This is a genomic window from Flavobacterium sp. ALD4, assembly GCF_002836475.1.
Classification (GTDB): Bacteria; Bacteroidota; Bacteroidia; order Flavobacteriales; family Flavobacteriaceae; genus Flavobacterium.
In genome coordinates, this window is sequence record NZ_PJBJ01000030.1 from 456,767 (window position 1) to 475,837 (window position 19,071).

The window sequence follows — 19,071 nt, forward strand, 5'->3', positions numbered from 1 at the left end:
TCGTGTTTTTAAGTTTGGTTTTATAAGTTTTTTAAAGCTTTCTTAATAATAGATTCCACAGAAGCATCTGGGTCTTCTTTCACTATTTTCTCGATAATTTTTTCTGATGTTTTTCTCACAAAACCTAAAACCTCCAAAGCTGATAACGCCTCATCTCGGTTTGTATTGCTTTGCGACATTGAAACTTCATCTAAATCATATAATTTCAATACTTTGTCTTTCAAATCAAGTATCACCCTTTGAGCGGTTTTACTGCCAATTCCTTTAATCGACTGTATCGTAACAACATCACCTGATGCAATTGCATTTGTAATCTGTTTTGGATCTAATGAAGACAACATTGTTCTGGCTATGCTGGCTCCAATACCTGAAACTGAAAGTAACATTTTAAAAATCTCTCTTTCTGACTTTTCAATAAATCCAAATAAAGTATGTGCATCTTCTTTTATTTGAAGATGAGTAAACAGTTTTATAAAATCAGCATCTGGGAGCAAAGAATAGGTATGTAGCGAGATGTTTACGTGATACCCTATACCAGCACAATCAATGATTACATGTGTTGGTGTTTTTTCTACTAATTTACCTTGTAAATGTGCTATCATTTAATTGTTTTGTATTTAATATAAATTAAGAATTTTTAGAATTAAAAAAAGCACTCCGTGATGCATACGGAGTGCTTTTTTTTAAAAAAAAATTCTACTTATTTTTTTTCTTCTGTTTTTCCTGAGCATCAATAACGGCAATGGCCGCCATATTAACCATTTCTTCTACGCTTGCTCCCAATTGAAAGATATGCACTGGTTTCCCCATACCTAACATAATTGGCCCAATCGAATCCACCTGGTTTAATTCTTTCAATAATTTATAAGTAATATTAGCAGAATCAAGGTTTGGAAAAATCAAAGTATTCACTTTTTTACCGGCCAGTTTAGAAAATGGAAACTTTTCTTTCAACATCTCAGGATTCAAAGCGAAATCCGCCTGAACCTCTCCGTCAATAACCATTTCTGGGTGATTTTTATGTAAATAAGCTACAGCCTCTCGTACTTTTGCTGCACTTGGATCTGTAGAAGACCCAAAGTTTGAAAATGAAACCATGGCAATAACTGGTTCAACACCAAACATTCTGGCGGTTTTCGCAGTCATAATAGCAATTTTGGCAAGATCATCGGCAGTGGGGTCAATATTTATGGCAGTATCTGACAAAAACATCGGCCCACGCTTTGTCATCATCATATTTGTAGTGGCAACAATAGATGCTCCCGGTGCTTTATCGATAAGTTGCAACATCGGTTTAACCACTGATGAATAACTTCGGGTATATCCTGTAACTAAACCATCTGCTTCACCTTCATTCACCATCATTGCTGCAAAATAGTTTCTTTCGCGCATTAATTTTTGAGCATCCAACAAAGAGATTCCTCTTCTTTTTCTGGCTTCCCAGTACTTAATTGCAAATCTATTTCTTCGCTCGTCTTCTTCAAAAATTTTAGTGTCTATAATCTCGACTTCGGTTTCAAAACCTAATTCTTTTTTCAACTCTATTATTATTTCCATATTACCCAATAAAATGGGCTGGCCTATGCCTTCGTCTAAAACAATTTGGGCTGCTTTTAGAACATCTAAATGATCGGCTTCTGCAAATACGATTTTTTTAGGATCGATTTTAGCTCTATTGGTAATTAATCGAACCATTTTATTATCATTACCCAATCGGTCTAAAAGCTCCTCCTCGTATTTATCCCAATCCGTAATAGGATTTAGGGCAACTCCAGAATCCATTGCTGCTTTTGCTACTGCTGGTGCAACAACACTAATCAGTCTTGGATCAAATGGAGAAGGTATAATATAATCACGTCCAAAAATCAATTTGGTCGCACCGTAAGCAATATTTACTTGTTCAGGAACATATTCTTTTGCTAAAGCGGCAAGCGCTCTGACAGCCGCCATTTTCATAGCTTCATTAATTTTTGTAGCACGAACATCTAATGCACCACGGAATATATAGGGAAACCCGAGGACATTATTAACCTGATTAGGATAATCTGATCTTCCCGTAGCCATAATAATATCTGTCCGAGTAGCTTTCGCTAAATGATAATCTATTTCAGGAACCGGATTTGCCATTGCAAAAACAATAGGATTGTCTGCCATTGATAGCAACATCTCAGCAGAAAGAACATTTCCTGCAGAAAGTCCTAAAAAAACATCTGCTCCTTTTATCGCCTCCGCTAATGTCAAGCCTTTTGTTTCAATTACGTACTGTTTTTGTATTAATGACAAATCTGTTCTGTCTTTAGACAAAACTCCGTCTTTATCAAACATGATAATATTTGCCGCACTAACTCCCAGCTGTACATATAAATTTGCACAAGCTAAAGCTGCAGAACCTGCGCCAGAAACTATTATTTTCGCATTCTCAATTTTCTTATCTGCTAATTCGAGTGCATTTAACAAGGCGGCAGATGAAATGATTGCCGTCCCATGCTGATCATCATGCATTACGGGTATGTCAAGTTCTTCGACCAATCGCCTTTCAATTTCGAATGACTCAGGAGCTTTAATGTCTTCTAAATTTATTCCTCCAAAAGTAGGGGCAATCGCTTTAACTGTCTCAATGAATTTGTCGATATCCTTAACATCTACTTCAATATCAAAAACATCGATATCAGCAAAGATTTTAAACAATAGCGCTTTGCCTTCCATCACCGGCTTTGAAGCTTCAGGACCAATATCTCCGAGCCCTAAAACTGCCGTTCCATTTGTAATAACTGCAACTAAATTACCTTTAGCTGTATATTTGTATACATTATTGACATCTTTTGCAATTTCTAAGCAAGGCTCTGCCACGCCTGGTGTGTAGGCTAAAGACAAATCTCTTTGTGTTGCGTATTTCTTTGTTGGAACTACCTGTATTTTACCGGGAGTTGGCTTCGCGTGATATAATAGTGCCTCTCTTCTCTTGCTGTTCTGATTCATTTTTTTAGATTTTATTCTAGCTCACAAAGATATAAGAGTAACTTTAATAAGTAGGCAATTCTCCTATTCTTTTATAAAAAAACAACCGTTCTCTGATATAAAAAAAAATAGCCAGACTAATTTTCAGCTATTTACGATACTATTTCTATTCTTAATTATGTTTTTTTTTCATTAATATAATAATCCAAATACTAAATTGTTTCTTTTTGAATTTCTATGATAGATTTCACTACATCTCCTATCGAAATCACACCCAAAACCGCATTGTTTTAAAGAACTGGTAAATGTCTGATTCTTTTTGTACTCATCAATTCCACACAATAATCAAGATTATCTGTTGATTTAACCGTAATAAAATCTCGCGCCATGATTTCATGTACAAGACTATCTTTGAAAGCTTTGTTTTTCAATACAATTTTTCTGGCGTAATCTCTTTCAGAAAGCACTCCTTAAAGTACATTATCCTCAATTACTAAAACAGCTCCTATTTTTTTCTCTCCCATTACTTTTAAGGCTTCATAAACCGTAATGCTTGAAACGATAGAGTAAACAACATTTCCCTTTGCGCTAAATATTTGACTTACAGTCACCTTAAAAATTTTAGTTGATTATAAAGTTAAAAAAAACAGGCCATAAATAGTTGCTTTTTTATAAAAAAATTAGTCAACAAAAAATCTTCCGATAAAGCACAGTATTCAATTTCGCATAAAATCCATTATTCAAAATTCGCAAACTATCTTACTAAGATGCATTTACTATCCAAGGCCTCCTTCCTGATATATTCGGATTAAGTACCAACCCAATCGAGAAGTATCGTACTTATCCAAAATAAAATGGCGAAAGAAATACAGAAAGAGTATTAGGCTGTAAACTAAAAGTTAAATTGGCTTATTGTCAAAAGAAGGTAATCAAAAAAGAGGAAAACCACATTGAGAAAAAATTCACAAAAGAAAAAGCAAAATACAAACTCCAATAATTCAAAGTAGAAATTGACAATACTCCCAGTCATAATTATGTATAATACTTCCTTGATGGATGTCTTACAATAATCTGATTCAGAATTTCTAATAGCAGTTCCGTTTTTCTGGAGAACTAGTCTATAAGGTATCAAATAACCAAATAATTATTCATTCTTGATATTCCTTAAAAGTGATACTATTAAACGCTTACTTGTGATTCTTAATAACGAATTTGAAAAACTCTTTTAACTGCAAAAAAAATCAACGCCTTACGACGTTGATTTTTTTTTATAGTATTTAATCTAATTATTAGTACCCTGGGTTCTGATCTGCGTTAGTTAGCGCATCATTCAAGTTAATTTCGTTAACCGGAATAGGAAACAGATTATTTTTTGCAGTATAACCAGTTCCTGCTAATTCAGTACTGGCCTTACCCCATCTTACTAGATCCCAAAAGCGTTGACCTTCAAAGGCAAGTTCTAAAAACTTTTCGTTAGCAATGGCATCAAATAAAGCTGTCCCACTAAGTGTTGGTGACACATCTGCCAGGCCAGCTCTTTTTCTAACTTTGTTTAATTCGATTCTTGCTTGGGCATCTAGATTTGGAGTCGCTTTGTTATAAGCCTCAGCAGCTAATAATAGCACTTCTGAATATCTTAACAACCTCCAGTTTGTTGTGTAATTCAACTCTTGAATTCCAGCTTCATTTGTGTCAGAAGTACGAGTAGCATATTTTGTTCTAATCGCACCTTGATAATCCCAAGGGGAACCGGCTCTACCTCCTCCTTTAGCAACAAGTTCAGCTTCAGTCATAACAGTGGCTGCTTTTCTGTTTACATCACCTGCCGCCTGAAAGGCATTAACAATTTTAGCTGTAGGTAGATTAAATCCCCATCCATTTATAAGTCCTGTCCCTGCAAGATTAAAAACTCCATCTCCTCGAGGTCCCATTAATTGAACGTGTAAATTACTTTCCATTCTACCACCCCAAACAACATTACCCCAGTCATATCCTTTAGTAGAAATATAACCTAACTCAAATAAAGACTCTTTACCAAACTCTGATTTTACTGACCATACATCTGCAGGAGTTGCCTCTAATCCGTACGCTGGATTTGAAATAACTGCAGCCAGGTAAGGAATAGCCTCAGAATATTTTCCTTCAAAAACTAATACTTTACCTAATAAGGCTTGAGCAGTAGCATTTGAAACTCTAAAATTCTGCTTAACGGCTCCTCTAGATGGTAAACCAGCGATAGCATCTATTAAATCTTTCTTTACTTGGACATAAATAGCAGCTCTTGGGCTTTTTGCTAATCCAAAGGCTTTAGCATTCAACTCTGTTGGGTTTGTTAAACGTAAAGGAACATCACCCCACATAGTGGTTAATTCGAAGTAGCAATATGCTCTAATAAATTTAGCCTCGGCTAAAACAAATTGTTTATTAGTTAGAGATCCTGCTTCAGCCTTATTAATAATTGCATTAGACAACGCAATTGTTCTATAATATAAATTCCAAACACTCAATATACTTGCGTTTGATACAGATACATTTGTGTAATCATCAATATCCTGTAGTTGTGGTTGATCGGTAGAACTACCTCCTCCTGCATTAGCCTCATCTCCTGGTAGTACCTTTAAAAAATAAGCACTTGACCAGTCTTTAGCATAATTGTATTGCATTAAGTCATACAAACCTATAAGGGCTTGTTCTGCATTTTCTTCCTTGTTAAGAAAGGTATCGCTTTCTAAAACACCCACGGGGGCGATTTCCACAAAATCATTACTACACCCTACACTTATAAAAAGCATAACTATAGTACCGTACATTAATTTTTTCATAATTTATTGTTGTTTTTTTAAAATTAAAACTCTAGTGATAAACCTAATAATGCTTTTGCAGGAATAGGATAAAATCCTCTATCAACTCCTATGCTATTGTCAGCAAAACTTCCGGATTCTGGATCTAAACCTCTATATTTAGTAAACGTAAAGTAGTCATCTAATGACAAGTAGAGTCTTAATTTTCTCAATTTCAATGTTTGAACTACATCTTTAGAGAAATTATATCCAACTTGAATTTGTTTGATTCTCAAGTAAGAACCGTCTTGCACCATTAAATCAGTATCATACGATTCTATTACATTTGCTGCACCTGGATATTTTGCATCAGTTTTTCCTGGCACCCATCTATCGTTGAAAAATTCGACAGATTTATTAGTAATAGGTCTTGATGGTTGGTGGTAAGCTGCAAAAATATCATTACCCTCTGTTCCTTGAAACATAAGATTGAAATCGAAACCTTTGTAAGACATATTAAAACTTCCGCCAAAAAGTAAGTTTGGTTGAGGAGAGCCAATTATTGTTTTATCATTAGAAGTAATTCCTGGAACGCCATCCGTGTCAACCTTTATAACTTTCCCTGTTGCAGGATCAATTCCATCAGTTTTATATCCGTAAAAATACCATAGAGGACGTCCTTGTTCAAAACGAGTAACACCGTCATTATTTTGTGGTGCACCAGCACCAACTAAAGCAGCAGGAACTATTATTTCTGTAACTTTATTTTTTAAAGTCGAAAGATTTAAGTTGATACCATATTGTAAACCACCTTGCGTTCTGTCAGAATAACCCACTTCAAATTCTAATCCTTTATTTTCAACTGTTCCGCCATTTATAGCTCCAACCGTTTGTCCTAAAGAAGGAGGAGCAATAATATTCCCATTAGGAATAATTAAGTCTCTTGTGGTTTTTTTGTAATAGTCTGCAGTGAAATTTAATCTACCGTTAAAAGCAGTTAAATCAACTCCTAAATCTATTTGTTCTGAACGTTCCCATGTTAATTTCGGATTAGCAAGATCACCAGGTGTTACTCCACTAACTCCTTCATAAACCACTGACGCAGCACCATCTACTGTTTTGTAAACTTGAATGTCTCCATTTCCTGCTAAATTGGCGTCACTACCATTTTGTCCCCAACTTCCTCTTAGCTTTAAGTAACTGATTTTTGAATCATTGTTCCAAAAGCCCTCTTTTGAAACAACCCATCCTGTAGATACAGCAGGAAAGTAACCCCCTTTTTGCGATTTTGGAAATACACTAGATTCGTCATATCTTAAAGACCCTTCTAGAAGGTACTTTCCATTATAATCATATGATAATCTTCCGAAAACAGAATTCATATTTTTTTGATATATATTTCCACCGATAACATCATTATCTCTGTTTGTGAAATCGAAATAAGCGAATTGTTCTGACTGCAATGGAACTTCTGAACCTTTTAAAGAATAATATGGATTCTTTCTTTTTTCAGCTGAGTATCCCACTAAACCTGTAAAGTTATGTTTTCCAATTTCTTTTGTATAACTAGCAAAATTTTCCCATAACCATCTTGAATTTCTAGAAATATTGTTTCGTAAAGTTACAGATGAGTTTTGAGCCTCAGATGTTATATAGTAAATTGGATTCCATCTACTATCAATTGAGTTTGATCTTTCGTATCCTAATCTTGAAGTCACTGACAATCCTTCAGCTAAAGTAAGTTTAGCATATACTGTTGATAACATCCTGTCAGTATCAATATTACCTCTAAACCTATAGTTTGTTTCTGCAACTGGATTCATCACTTCTCCATTTGAATAGGTAGGATATCCATAAACTTTTCCGTTAGAGTCTACCATTGCCGTTCCGGCAGCAACTCCATCTATTGCTCTTTGTGGCAAAGCGCCATCATAAAACACAGGAGTTAATGGGTCTATTATTAATAAGTGGTTCACAACACCTCCAGTTGAATCATCTTCAGAAATTGGAGAAGAACCTGTATTTGAGTAGGAAATATTTGCACCAACTTCTAACCAGTCCTTAACTTGACTTTTAATGTTGGTTCTCAATGTGTATCTTTTGTATGCAGAATCAGCGCCACCAATTATACCTTCTTGATTTAAAAAAGTTCCAGACAAATAATAATTTGTTCTTTCTGAAGCCCCAGAAATGCTAAGATCATGACGTTGAGCAAAAGCATTTTGAAAAGTTTCGTCGATCCAGTTAGTATTTATTCCATTGTCAACTATTGCAGTATTACCTGCTTCATTAAAATAAGTAACGAACTGCGACGCATCCATTAGCTCCATTTTGGTCCTAACTGATTGCGTAGTAAATTGAGAGTTGTAACTCACAACGATGTCACCCACTTTACCTTGTTTAGTGGTAATGATAACGACTCCATTTGCTCCTTCAGTACCGTAAATTGCTGCCGATGCAGCATCTTTTAATACTTCTACATTAGCAATGTCGCTAGGAGCAAGGTTTTCAATAGTACTCACTTTCATTCCATCAACTATATATAATGGATCTGAATTTCCGTTAGATCCAGCACCCCTAATTCTCACTTTTGCACCAGAACCCGGCGATCCTGAAGAGGATACTACAGTTACACCTGATGTTCTACCTTGAAGAACTTGTTCTACCCTTGCATTTGAGCTACTTTCAATTTGTTTTGAACTAATGCTAGAGATTGAACCTGTAACTAGACTTTTCTTTTTAACTCCGTAACCAACGACTACTACTTCTTGTAGCTCGGCAGAATCACTTTTCAATGTTACATTTATAACACTTTTTCCTGCGGCATTCACTTCTTGGGTTTCAAGGCCAATATAAGTGAAAATTAAAACGGCATTTGAACCCGTAATTTTGATAGTAAATTTACCATCTGGATCAGTTTGTGCTCCATTTGTTGTTCCCTTTACTAAAACAGATGCTCCTGGGAGCGGTCCGTTCGAATCTGATACCGTACCAGTCACCTGTTGAGAGTAGGTCAAACTTGTACAAAGTATTGTTAGAAACATCATCAAGCCTTTGGTTAGACTATTTTTCATACGTAATAAATAAGTTAATTAATAATTTAGTTTGGTTTTTAACAGGATCAAACTTAGTAAAAATTTTAACACAACTTTAAGAAGTTATTAACTACAACGTTTTCGTAGATTAAATATTTTTTTTAAATTAAAATCAATACCATAAAAAATTACTTTTTAATTTATACAAACTATAAAAAATATACTAAAATAGCACTATTATGCTATTTAATTAAGATTTACTTGAAACCCAATACTTACTCCAACAAGAGTGCTCACTACTGAATTTTTGTAGCTGTTTCGATAAAGATTTATAAACGAACTTCCAGCATTTAAATTTTATTTTTAAAATACTATTAAAAACAAAATGTCCTCAATTGCATTGACTACGAACGCAATTAAGGAGATGAATGAACAGCAATAAAGACCACTTCTATATGGCAAATGTGCTATTAAATACCGAAACTCACATTATGCTTTGTTACTTTTGCTTTTGTGGCGAAAGCGACCTACTATATTGCTAACCACTATCGGCATGCTTTAAAATTCAAAACCCATCAATAAACGTCTACATTATTCCCCTCCTTTTAAAAATGGGATTAGTACTGTTAGAAGAATATGATGTAAAAAGGAAAAACAAAATGAAGTTTGATAATCAAAATACAGGCTGTACATCAATCAAATAGACAAAATGCCATTGACGCTACATTCGTTATAAGAAGAAATAAAAGATCCCAATATACTCGTTGACCCTCGTATGGTGGATACTTTAGAACATATAACCTTTCAAGAAAAAATCGAGTTTACTCGACAAACTATTTAGAACGCCAAAACTAAAACATAAATTAGTTTAATATTATTCGTGAACAATCTAATGTAGATAGCATCTTTGTAATTACAGATCTTGTAGCTGTAGAAGTACTTTCGTATTTTAACGATATTGAAATTAACATTCCCAAACAAGTAGAGTAATTGGTTTATGCCTAAAGTACTCAAACCGATACTAAGTACGGTAGACCAACCCACTCATCAAATGGCTATAAAACCATCTAATCTATTATTGGTGCAAATGAATTTTCACAAGCTAAACGAACCACTTGTACCTATAACAATTTCAATAGAGACAATTGTTATTACAAGAGCATCATCTCTAAAAAAAATGCCAATCACTTCAGAAAATCCATATTTCGTTTCAGACCTAAAAATTTGGTTCTCTCAAGAGGAGAGTCTTTAAATACTACCTTAAAAGTTTCTTCGGTGATTTCGTCCCAATCTTTCCTAGTCATCGACAATAAATCCGGATTAGGGCTAAATAAAGGCTCATTATGTTGTTTCGAAAATTTATTCCAAGGACAAACGTCTTGACAAATGTCACAACCAAACGCCCAGTCCGCAAACTTACCTTTCATCTCTTGCGGAATATTTTCTTTTAATTCAATAGTAAAGTAAGAAATACATTTACTACCATCGACTATATAAGGATCCACGATTGCTTGAGTGGGACAAGCATCTATGCAAGCTGTACAAGTGCCACAGTGATCCGTCGCAGCGTAATCATAGTCTAATTCTAAATCAATGATGAGTTCTGCAATAAAATAAAATGAACCAACTTTTTGAGTTAGCAAATTACTATTTTTACCAATCCATCCCAAGCCACTTTTGGCTGCCCAAGCTTTATCTAACACCGGAGCAGAATCGACAAAAGCACGGCCAGAAACTTCACCAATCGTTTCCTGAATGGAAAACAACAACTCTTTGAGCTTATCTTTGATTACGTAATGATAGTCGGCACCATAAGCATATTTAGAAATCTTATACGCATCCTCATTTTGTTTTTGCCCCGGATAATAATTCAACAACAAAGAAACTACACTTTTAGCACCTTCAACCAATAAAGTGGGATTTAAACGCTTGTCAAAATGATTCTCCATATAAGACATTTGCCCATTCTGATTCTTCTTTAACCATTTCTCTAATCGGGGCGCTTCTTCCTCAAGAAATCCGGCTTTAGAAACACCACAAGACAAGAATCCAAGACGTATAGCTTCGGATTTAATAAATTGCGTGTATTTTGATTTTGACTGAATATTAATCTCTTTAGTAACGGAAAGTTTATTTTCACCTTAAAACAATCCTCCTTGAATATTTGAATTTACTTTACCTAAATGTTTGTATGCCTTCTCAGTAACTTCTCTACCTCGAGGTGTCCTCATAATAAATCCTTCCTGAATCAGAAAAGGTTCATATACCTCTTCAATTGTTTCACTACTTTCAGAAACAGCAGTAGCTAACGTAGACAAACCAACTGGACCTCCTTTGAATTTATCAATAATAGTGTTCAAAATCTTATTGTCCATTTCATCTAAACCATGAGCATCTACATTAAGTGCTTTTAATGCATATCTCGCTATTTCGATATCGATTGTTCCATTTCCTTTTATTTGCGCAAAATCGCGTACACGCCGTAGCAGCGCATTTGCTATACGCGGCGTTCCCCTACTTCTACCTGCAATTTCAATAGCAGCTTCCATCGAAATTGGCATTTTCAGTATCGATGCACTTCTTTCAACGATTGTAGTCAATAGTTCCGCAGTATAGTATTGTAGTCTAGACGAAATACCGAAACGCGCTCGCATAGGAGCTGTGAGAAGTCCGGAACGTGTGGTAGCACCGATCAAAGTGAATGGGTTAAGATTAAGCTGCACAGTTCTCGCATTTGGCCCCGACTCAATCATAATATCAATCTTAAAATCTTCCATTGCAGAGTACAAATACTCCTCAACAATAGGACTTAATCGATGTATCTCGTCAATAAACAAAACATCCCTTTCTTCTAGGTTGGTTAACAGCCCTGCTAAATCTCCTGGTTTATCTAAAACAGGACCTGAAGTAATTTTAATACCCACCTGCAGTTCATTAGCCAATATATTAGCCAACGTAGTCTTTCCCAAACCAGGAGGACCATGGAAGAGGGTATGATCTAAAGCTTCATTTCGTTGATTTGCAGCTTCGACAAAAACTTTTAGGTTCTCTAATATCTGATCTTGCCCAGCAAAATCATCGAACGATAATGGCCTCAATTTTTTTTCGAGATCAAATTCTTCCGAATTGTACCCACTTGTTGTTGGATCTAAATTTTCATTCATACAACAAAGATAAAATAAAGTAGCCAGTATAATACAGCGCAAATAAAAGAGTTCAAAAATAAACCCAATAATCTAAGCAGTGGATCAAGAGACCCTATGATTCTTAAACTAAAAATAAAAAAAGCCCTTACAAAGTAAAGGCCTTTTTATTTATTTAGTGATGTAAAACTTCTTCACCTTCTTTCATTGGAACATTTTGCGGAACAAAATCCTCCTCATAATTAGGATTGCTATAATCATATGGCCAACGATAAACCACAGGAAGGGCTCCAGGCCAGTTACCATGGATATGCTCTACAGGCGCAGTCCATTCGAGAGTATTAGAATTCCATGGATTTTGAACAGATTTCTTACCATAGAATATACTACTAAAAAAGTTATATAAAAATATTAATTGGAATGCCCCACCTATCAATGCAAATGTAGTTATCAGCACATTAACATTTTGTAAGTCATCAAATAATGGAAAATTTGTATTAGTGTAATAACGTCTAGGTAAACCAGCTAAACCGATAAAATGCATTGGAAAAAACACACCATAAGCACATATAGCAGTAATCCAGAAATGAATATAACCTAAATTCTTATTAAGCATTCTCCCAAACATACGTGGGAACCAGTGGTATATTCCTGCAAACATCCCGTACAACGCAGATATCCCCATAACCAAATGAAAATGCGCAACAACGAAATAAGTATCATGAACATTTATGTCAAGCGTACTATCACCTAAAATAATACCGGTCAAACCACCTGTGATAAAGGTAGAGACTAACCCAATAGCAAATAACATGGCGGGATTAAATTGCAAATTACCTTTCCATAGCGTAGTTATAAAATTAAAAGCTTTCACCGCGGAAGGAATAGCGATCAATAAAGTTGTAAAAGTAAATACTGAACCCAGAAATGGATTCATACCTGATACAAACATGTGATGCCCCCAAACAATAGTCGATAGAAAACCAATGGCAATAATCGACATGATCATCGCTCTATAACCAAAGATTGGCTTACGCGAATTAGTTGCAATCACTTCTGATGCGATACCTAAGGCCGGCAACAGTACAATGTAAACCTCTGGATGACCCAAAAACCAGAATAAGTGCTCAAACAAAACCGGTGAACCACCTTGGTAATGTAATACTTCACCAGCAATATAAATATCAGAAAGGAAAAAAGAAGTACCGAAGCTTCTATCAAAAATCAATAACAGCGCAGCAGACAACAATACAGGAAAGGAAACCACACCAATGATAGCTGTTACAAAGAAAGCCCAGATAGTCAAAGGCAACCTAGTCATGGACATACCCTCTGTCCTCAAATTGATAACGGTAACAATATAATTCAACGATCCCATTAAGGACGAAGCAATGAAGATAGCCATCGAAATCAACCATAACGTCATACCCAATCCAGACCCACCAATTGCCTGCGGTAAAGCACTTAAAGGAGGATAAATCGTCCAACCCGAATTTGCTGGACCAGATTCAGCAAATAATGACGAAATCATTATTAAACTGGATAAAAAGAACAACCAATAAGAGAGCATATTCATAAAACCGGAAGCCATATCACGTGCCCCAATTTGGAGGGGTATCAATAAATTACTAAAGGTACCGCTCAACGCTGCTGTTAATACAAAAAAGACCATTATGGTACCGTGTATAGTAACTAACGATAAATAAATATCATTGGTCATAACGCCGTTTGGCGCCCACTTATCACCAAGTAGTACGTTAAAAATCCTAAAAGATTCCTCTGGCCACGCCAATTGCATTCTAAAAAGCAATGACATTCCTACACCGATAATACCCATTATAATACCTGTGATCAAATATTGCTTAGCAATCATTTTATGATCAAGACTGAATATATACTTAGAAATAAAAGTTTGCTTGTGATGGTGTTCGTGTTCGTGATCGTGAACTTCTGCTGACATATATGTATACTTTAAATATTCTTAATAATTACTTCATCGCAATTTTAGCAACAGATGCTGTATCCTTTGCCTTTAAACTATCAACCCCCATAATAGCATCCTCAACTGGTGCCGGTGTTAATGAAGCCTTCACTTGCGCTGCTAAGACAGTTTGTTCTTTCAACCAAATTTTATAATCTTCTGGTGTATCTACAATGATTTTCATTTGCATGTTATAATGGGATGCCCCACATATTTTGTTACAAAGAAGCAAATAATCAAAACTATAACGATCCAATGCAACTTTGCCATCAGCAACTAACGCAATACTCTTCTTAGCTCGTATTGCATTAATATTAGCTACTTTCTCAACCATATACGGCAACTCTCTATATTCAGCAGTAGTATAAATTGGCTCAAAAGCAAATTCGGTAACCATTCCTGGAACACAATTCATTTGCGCTCTAAAATAGGGCATGTATGCAGAATGAAGAACATCTTGAGATCTCATCTTAAAATGTATTTTCTTTCCTTTTGGAATATGTAATTCCTTAACTACTATATCATCCTGAGCATAAGGGTCAGATAAATCGACACCCAAAATATTTACACCTTCGATATACCTCACATTCGCTTTTCCTAATACATTGTCGTCTCCTGAAACTCTAGCAGTCCAATTAAACTGTTGAGCATACAATTCAATTACAATAGCATCATCATCCTCATCGATAAACATAATGTTTGTCCAAGCATACAGACCATAAAGGATCAATCCTGCTAATACAACCGCCGGAATTATACTCCATAGGGCTTCCAACTTATTATTGTCAGCAAAATATAACGCCTTTCTATCTTTCTTCCCTCTATACTTAAAAGCAAAATAATATAACAGCACTTGCGTTATAGCCTGAACTATAAAAATTAAAACCCACGTTATATTCATAAGGTTATCAACTTCAGCACCATGAGCAGACGCAGGCGTATGAAGCACAAGCGGACCCCATGTATACAGACCGTAAATTGTAAAAATGTATATAAAGGCTAAAAAGCCAAACATTAAATAACCCTGAACATTATTATCATTATCAGAAGCTACTTGAGAGCTGTCTGTTTCCGAACCTACTTGAGTAAGGTCAAATATTTTAGTCAATTGCCATAAAGCAACAGCTAATAAAACTAAAACTATAATTACCAACAAACTTGTCATCTGTTTCTTTCTTTAAATATTAATAATGAAAATGTTTACTCTCTTCGATGTAAGGATTTCTTCTTGGTAATAAAGGAGATTTTGCCAATGCTGTAAAAACAACAAATATAAATAACCCCAAGAAGAAAAGAACAGAAGCAATTTCTGATATTCCAATAAACCATCTGTCTCCAACCGTACCTGGCATAATCATATTAAAGAAATCAATATAATGTCCAGCTAATATTACTACACCTGCCATAACGAGTATCCAAGTGATTCTTTTGAAATCTGTATTTATTAAAATCAATATAGGAAAAACAAAATTCATTACAACCGCACCAAAAAATGGGAGATTATACAATTCTATTCTCGTTATGAAATAAGTAATCTCTTCGGGTATATTTGCATACCATATCAACATAAATTGCGAAAACCAAAGGTAAGTCCAGAAAATACTAAAACCAAACATAAATTTTGCTAAATCATGAATATGACTTGTATTTACATGTTCTAAATACCCTCTTGATTTTAAGTATACAGTAACCATTGCTATCATAGTAATACCACTTACAAAGAAACTCGCCAATACATACCATCCAAACAATGTACTAAACCAGTGAGGATCTATAGACATAATCCAATCCCACGACATAATTGACTCTGTTACAATAAAGAATACCAAAAATCCTGCAGAAATATTAAAATTCTTCTTATAGAAACTATCATCATTAGATTCATCTTGCGCTAAACAGTTTTTAGCAGAATAATATCTATATAAGTTCCAACCAATCAAAAATATAGCTGCTCTGGCAATCCAAAAGGGAAAATTTAAATACCCTGATTTGGTCGCTATAAGCTCATCATGAGCCACAACTTCAGGATCTAACCAGATAAACAAATGATTAAAGTGAAGACCACATAAAATTAAAATTATGAAGAAAATTACAGAACCATATGGCAAATAAGCCGTAATCCCCTGCATCACTCTAAACAAAACAGGAGACCAACCTGCTTGTGCAACTTGTTGTATAGCGTAAAACGCTAAAACTCCCATAGTAATCAGCATAAAGAAAATACAAGCCACATATAAAGCCGCCCATGGTTTGTTTTGCAATTGATGCAGCACATGAGTCAAATGCTCTTCATGCTCAGCTGCTTCTTTAACTTGATCATGACTAACAACCCCTTCATGGGTTTCAGTAGCCGCAACAGCCCCTTTAACTTCATCATGACTCTCTTCTACCATATTAGGTTCAGTAGTCTCCGCAGACTCTTTCACACCTTTATGACTAGCTACTAATTCATGCGCCTCGGCACCATCAGTAGTAACTTCATGCTTAACCTCACCATGTTCTCCATGGCTTTCAGAAGCAAGAATTTTTTCAACTTCTTGAATATTTTTAGGTGCAGTAAAAAAGCCATACCCAATTCCTAAAAGACCCAAGGCCATTAAGATTATAGAGAAACTTTTTAATTTACTTGAAAATGTATACATATCTATTACGATCAGTTTGTTCAACAATTATAATTTGCTCTTCAGTTTAAGAACATAGTCAGCAATTAACCAGCGCTCGTGAGCATCAACTTGATTAGCATGAGATCCCATTGAGTTAATACCATAAGTAACAATATGAAAAATACTACCTTCAGTGATAATTCTGTCCTTATAACTTGGAACACCAAGAAACTTTTCTCTTTCTACTAATTTACCTTTACCGTTACCGGAGGCCCCATGACAACTTATACAATAAATTTCAAAAAGTGCCTGTCCTTCGCCAGAGTTTCTATCTAAAGAATCTAGTGGAGATTTGCTATTAGCTTTCGCCAACTCATACCCATCCGTTGAATTTTCATACTCATACGGTTCAAATCCCCTTTTTATAGTCCCAACTGCAGGAAGCTGACCTTCCTTACCATTTTTGAACGCTTTCGACTCTGAATAGGTTTCATAGCCAATTGATTCATACATATTAGGAAAGTACTGATAGTTCGGTGCTAAATTATTATGGCAAGATGCTACTAACATAGTAATGCCAAATAGTAGTGTTATTTTGTATACCCTTTTCATATCTAAATTAATGCTTTTCTATTACTTTAACTTCAACAGCTCCCGTACTTTTAAAGAAAGAAACTAATTCTTCTTCATTATTATGAACGGCTACTTCCATTAAGAAGTGATCATCTGTTGTTCTTACATCAGGATTCTCAGCTTGCTTAAACGGCCATAACCTACTTCTCATATAAAAAGTAATAACCATTAAATGCGCAGCAAAAAACACAGTCATCTCAAACATAATAGGCACAAATGCCGGCATGTTTTCAATATAACTAAAACTTGGTTTACCACCGATATCTTGTGGCCAATCTTGGATCATAATATAATTCATCATCCAAGTGGCAAATGAAATACCAATACACCCGTATATGAATGAACATATAGCTAGTCTAGTTGGCGCAAGCCCCATTGCCTTATCCAAACCGTGAACCGGAAATGGAGTAAAAACTTCTTCAATATGATGATGAGCTGCTCTGGTTTGTTTAACCGCATCCATCAATATATCATCGTCATTGTAAATGGCGTATATTACTTTGTTACTCATGGTGTAAATCTTTATTAGCTGCTCTTTCTCTTATGTAATTATCTCCCGTTCCTTTCAATATGGTTTTGATCTCTGCTTGTGCAATTACAGGAAAAGTTCTAGAGTACAATAAAAATAATACAAAGAAGAAACCAATTGTTCCTATAAAAATCCCTATGTCAACAAACGTTGGTGAAAACATTGTCCATGATGAAGGTAAATAATCTCTATGTAGAGAAGTAACAATAATTACAAATCTTTCGAACCACATCCCTATGTTTACTACAATAGACAAAACAAAAGAAAACATGATACTTGTTCTTAATTTTTTAAACCACATGAATTGTGGCGACAATACATTACAGGACATCATCATTAAATATGCCCACCAGTAAGGTCCGGTAGCTCTATTCAAGAAAGCATATTGCTCATATTCAACACCAGAATACCATGCGATAAAAAGTTCTGTTATGTAAGCTACCCCAACAATAGAACCCGTAATCATAATTACAATATTCATCAATTCAATATGCTGAATCGTAATATATGCCTCAAGTTTAGATACTTTTCTCATAATAATAAGTAGAGTGTTTACCATCGCAAATCCTGAGAATACCGCACCCGCCACAAAATAAGGAGGGAAAATAGTAGTATGCCATCCTGGAATTACAGAAGTAGCAAAATCCATAGATACGATAGTATGCACGGAAAGTACCAAAGGTGTAGCTAATCCGGCAAGCACTAAAGATACTTCTTCAAAACGTTGCCAATCTTTTGCTCTACCGCTCCATCCAAAACTTAGTATAGAATAAACTCTTTTATTAAAAGGAGTTATCGCTCTGTCTCTAAGCATTGCAAAATCAGGCAACAATCCAGTCCACCAGAATACTAATGAAACAGATAAGTATGTAGAAATTGCAAATACATCCCATAGTAATGGTGAATTAAAATTTACCCATAAGGACCCAAATTGATTCGGTATAGGTAAAACCCAATACGCCAACCACGGACGCCCCATATGTATAATTGGAAATAAACCCGCTTGGATAACGGAGAAAATAGTCATTGCTTCTGCAGAACGGTTAATCGCCATTCTCCATCGTTGACGGAATAATAATAATACCGCGGAAATTAATGTTCCTGCATGACCGATACCAACCCACCAAACGAAGTTTGTGATATCCCATGCCCAACCAACTGTTTTGTTTAATCCCCATGTTCCAATTCCTGTTGATACGGTGTAAATTATACAGGCTATTCCCCAAAGGAAAGCTGTTAATGCGATTGAAAATACAATCCACCAATGTTTGTTCGCTTTACCTTCAACAGGTGCAGCTACATCAACTGTTACGTCGTGATAAGATTTATCACCTATAACTAAAGGTTTTCTAATGGTTGCTTCGTAGTGAGACGACATAATCCTTTATCTTGTTTCTTAATTAATAATT

14 protein-coding genes are annotated in these 19,071 nt (G+C 35.2%); all 14 read right to left on the reverse strand.

The window, feature by feature from the left end; all coding sequences use genetic code 11:
• Nucleotides 1–20 precede the first annotated feature (20 nt).
• The 14 genes from ruvA to nrfD all read right to left on the reverse strand — a co-directional run bounded on the left by ruvA (nucleotide 21) and on the right by nrfD (nucleotide 19,040).
• Nucleotides 21–602 carry a Holliday junction branch migration protein RuvA gene (ruvA, locus tag CXF59_RS10660; RefSeq protein ID WP_101137768.1) on the reverse strand — a complete coding sequence of 194 codons (582 nt, stop codon included), beginning with the start codon at nucleotides 600–602 and terminating at the stop codon, nucleotides 21–23.
• A gap of 94 nt (nucleotides 603–696) precedes the next feature.
• Complete coding sequence (locus CXF59_RS10665) at nucleotides 697–2,979, reverse strand: NADP-dependent malic enzyme (protein WP_101137769.1); 2,283 nt, start codon at nucleotides 2,977–2,979, stop codon at nucleotides 697–699.
• Nucleotides 2,980–3,248: 269 nt separating this feature from the next.
• Entirely contained in the window at nucleotides 3,249–3,347 is a 99-nt protein-coding gene (locus CXF59_RS15415) for a CBS domain-containing protein (protein ID WP_232758916.1), read from the reverse strand.
• 81 nt (nucleotides 3,348–3,428) lie between these two features.
• The gene (locus CXF59_RS15420) at nucleotides 3,429–3,569 is read right to left on the reverse strand and encodes a hypothetical protein (protein WP_232758826.1); all 141 of its coding nucleotides are present in this window, start codon (nucleotides 3,567–3,569) and stop codon (nucleotides 3,429–3,431) included.
• Between the two features lie 678 nt (nucleotides 3,570–4,247).
• Complete coding sequence (locus tag CXF59_RS10675; RefSeq protein WP_101137770.1) at nucleotides 4,248–5,780, reverse strand: RagB/SusD family nutrient uptake outer membrane protein; 1,533 nt, start codon at nucleotides 5,778–5,780, stop codon at nucleotides 4,248–4,250.
• Nucleotides 5,781–5,803: 23 nt separating this feature from the next.
• Nucleotides 5,804–8,812, reverse strand: coding sequence for a SusC/RagA family TonB-linked outer membrane protein (locus CXF59_RS10680; RefSeq protein ID WP_232758828.1), 3,009 nt, complete (start codon nucleotides 8,810–8,812; stop codon nucleotides 5,804–5,806).
• A gap of 1,145 nt (nucleotides 8,813–9,957) precedes the next feature.
• Entirely contained in the window at nucleotides 9,958–10,878 is a 921-nt protein-coding gene (queG, locus tag CXF59_RS10685) for a tRNA epoxyqueuosine(34) reductase QueG (RefSeq protein ID WP_232758918.1), read from the reverse strand.
• Nucleotides 10,879–10,914: 36 nt separating this feature from the next.
• Nucleotides 10,915–11,937: a Holliday junction branch migration DNA helicase RuvB gene (gene ruvB, locus CXF59_RS10690; RefSeq protein WP_101137773.1), complete on the reverse strand. Its 1,023-nt coding sequence runs from the start codon at nucleotides 11,935–11,937 to the stop codon at nucleotides 10,915–10,917.
• A gap of 154 nt (nucleotides 11,938–12,091) precedes the next feature.
• Entirely contained in the window at nucleotides 12,092–13,876 is a 1,785-nt protein-coding gene (locus tag CXF59_RS10695; RefSeq protein WP_101137774.1) for a cbb3-type cytochrome c oxidase subunit I, read from the reverse strand.
• A 28-nt stretch (nucleotides 13,877–13,904) separates the two neighbouring features.
• Complete coding sequence (locus tag CXF59_RS10700; protein WP_101137775.1) at nucleotides 13,905–15,062, reverse strand: cytochrome c oxidase subunit II; 1,158 nt, start codon at nucleotides 15,060–15,062, stop codon at nucleotides 13,905–13,907.
• Between the two features lie 19 nt (nucleotides 15,063–15,081).
• Entirely contained in the window at nucleotides 15,082–16,539 is a 1,458-nt protein-coding gene (locus tag CXF59_RS10705; RefSeq protein ID WP_101138525.1) for a quinol:cytochrome C oxidoreductase, read from the reverse strand.
• A gap of 27 nt (nucleotides 16,540–16,566) precedes the next feature.
• Nucleotides 16,567–17,112, reverse strand: coding sequence for a cytochrome c (locus CXF59_RS10710; protein ID WP_101137776.1), 546 nt, complete (start codon nucleotides 17,110–17,112; stop codon nucleotides 16,567–16,569).
• A 7-nt stretch (nucleotides 17,113–17,119) separates the two neighbouring features.
• A complete protein-coding gene (locus tag CXF59_RS10715; protein WP_101137777.1) occupies nucleotides 17,120–17,644 on the reverse strand; it encodes a DUF3341 domain-containing protein in 525 nt (174 codons plus the stop codon).
• Nucleotides 17,637–19,040, reverse strand: coding sequence for an NrfD/PsrC family molybdoenzyme membrane anchor subunit (gene nrfD / locus CXF59_RS10720; protein WP_101137778.1), 1,404 nt, complete (start codon nucleotides 19,038–19,040; stop codon nucleotides 17,637–17,639). The genes CXF59_RS10715 and nrfD overlap by 8 nt, the downstream gene beginning before the upstream one ends.
• Nucleotides 19,041–19,071: the final 31 nt, after the last annotated feature.

Bases quoted from the DNA above. Each gene is read 5' to 3' on its own strand.
- ruvA (WP_101137768.1), bottom strand. From the start codon at position 602: ATGATAGCACATTTACAAGGTAAATTAGTAGAAAAAACACCAACACAT.
- CXF59_RS15415 (WP_232758916.1), bottom strand. From the start codon at position 3,347: ATGGCGCGAGATTTTATTACGGTTAAATCAACAGATAATCTTGATTAT.
- ruvB (WP_101137773.1), bottom strand. From the start codon at position 11,937: ATGAATGAAAATTTAGATCCAACAACAAGTGGGTACAATTCGGAAGAA.
- CXF59_RS10705 (WP_101138525.1), bottom strand. From the start codon at position 16,539: ATGTATACATTTTCAAGTAAATTAAAAAGTTTCTCTATAATCTTAATG.
- CXF59_RS10700 (WP_101137775.1), bottom strand. From the start codon at position 15,062: ATGACAAGTTTGTTGGTAATTATAGTTTTAGTTTTATTAGCTGTTGCT.
- CXF59_RS10710 (WP_101137776.1), bottom strand. From the start codon at position 17,112: ATGAAAAGGGTATACAAAATAACACTACTATTTGGCATTACTATGTTA.
- CXF59_RS10675 (WP_101137770.1), bottom strand. From the start codon at position 5,780: ATGAAAAAATTAATGTACGGTACTATAGTTATGCTTTTTATAAGTGTA.
- CXF59_RS10695 (WP_101137774.1), bottom strand. From the start codon at position 13,876: ATGTCAGCAGAAGTTCACGATCACGAACACGAACACCATCACAAGCAA.
- CXF59_RS10665 (WP_101137769.1), bottom strand. From the start codon at position 2,979: ATGAATCAGAACAGCAAGAGAAGAGAGGCACTATTATATCACGCGAAG.
- CXF59_RS10715 (WP_101137777.1), bottom strand. From the start codon at position 17,644: ATGAGTAACAAAGTAATATACGCCATTTACAATGACGATGATATATTG.
- CXF59_RS10680 (WP_232758828.1), bottom strand. From the start codon at position 8,812: ATGAAAAATAGTCTAACCAAAGGCTTGATGATGTTTCTAACAATACTT.
- nrfD (WP_101137778.1), bottom strand. From the start codon at position 19,040: ATGTCGTCTCACTACGAAGCAACCATTAGAAAACCTTTAGTTATAGGT.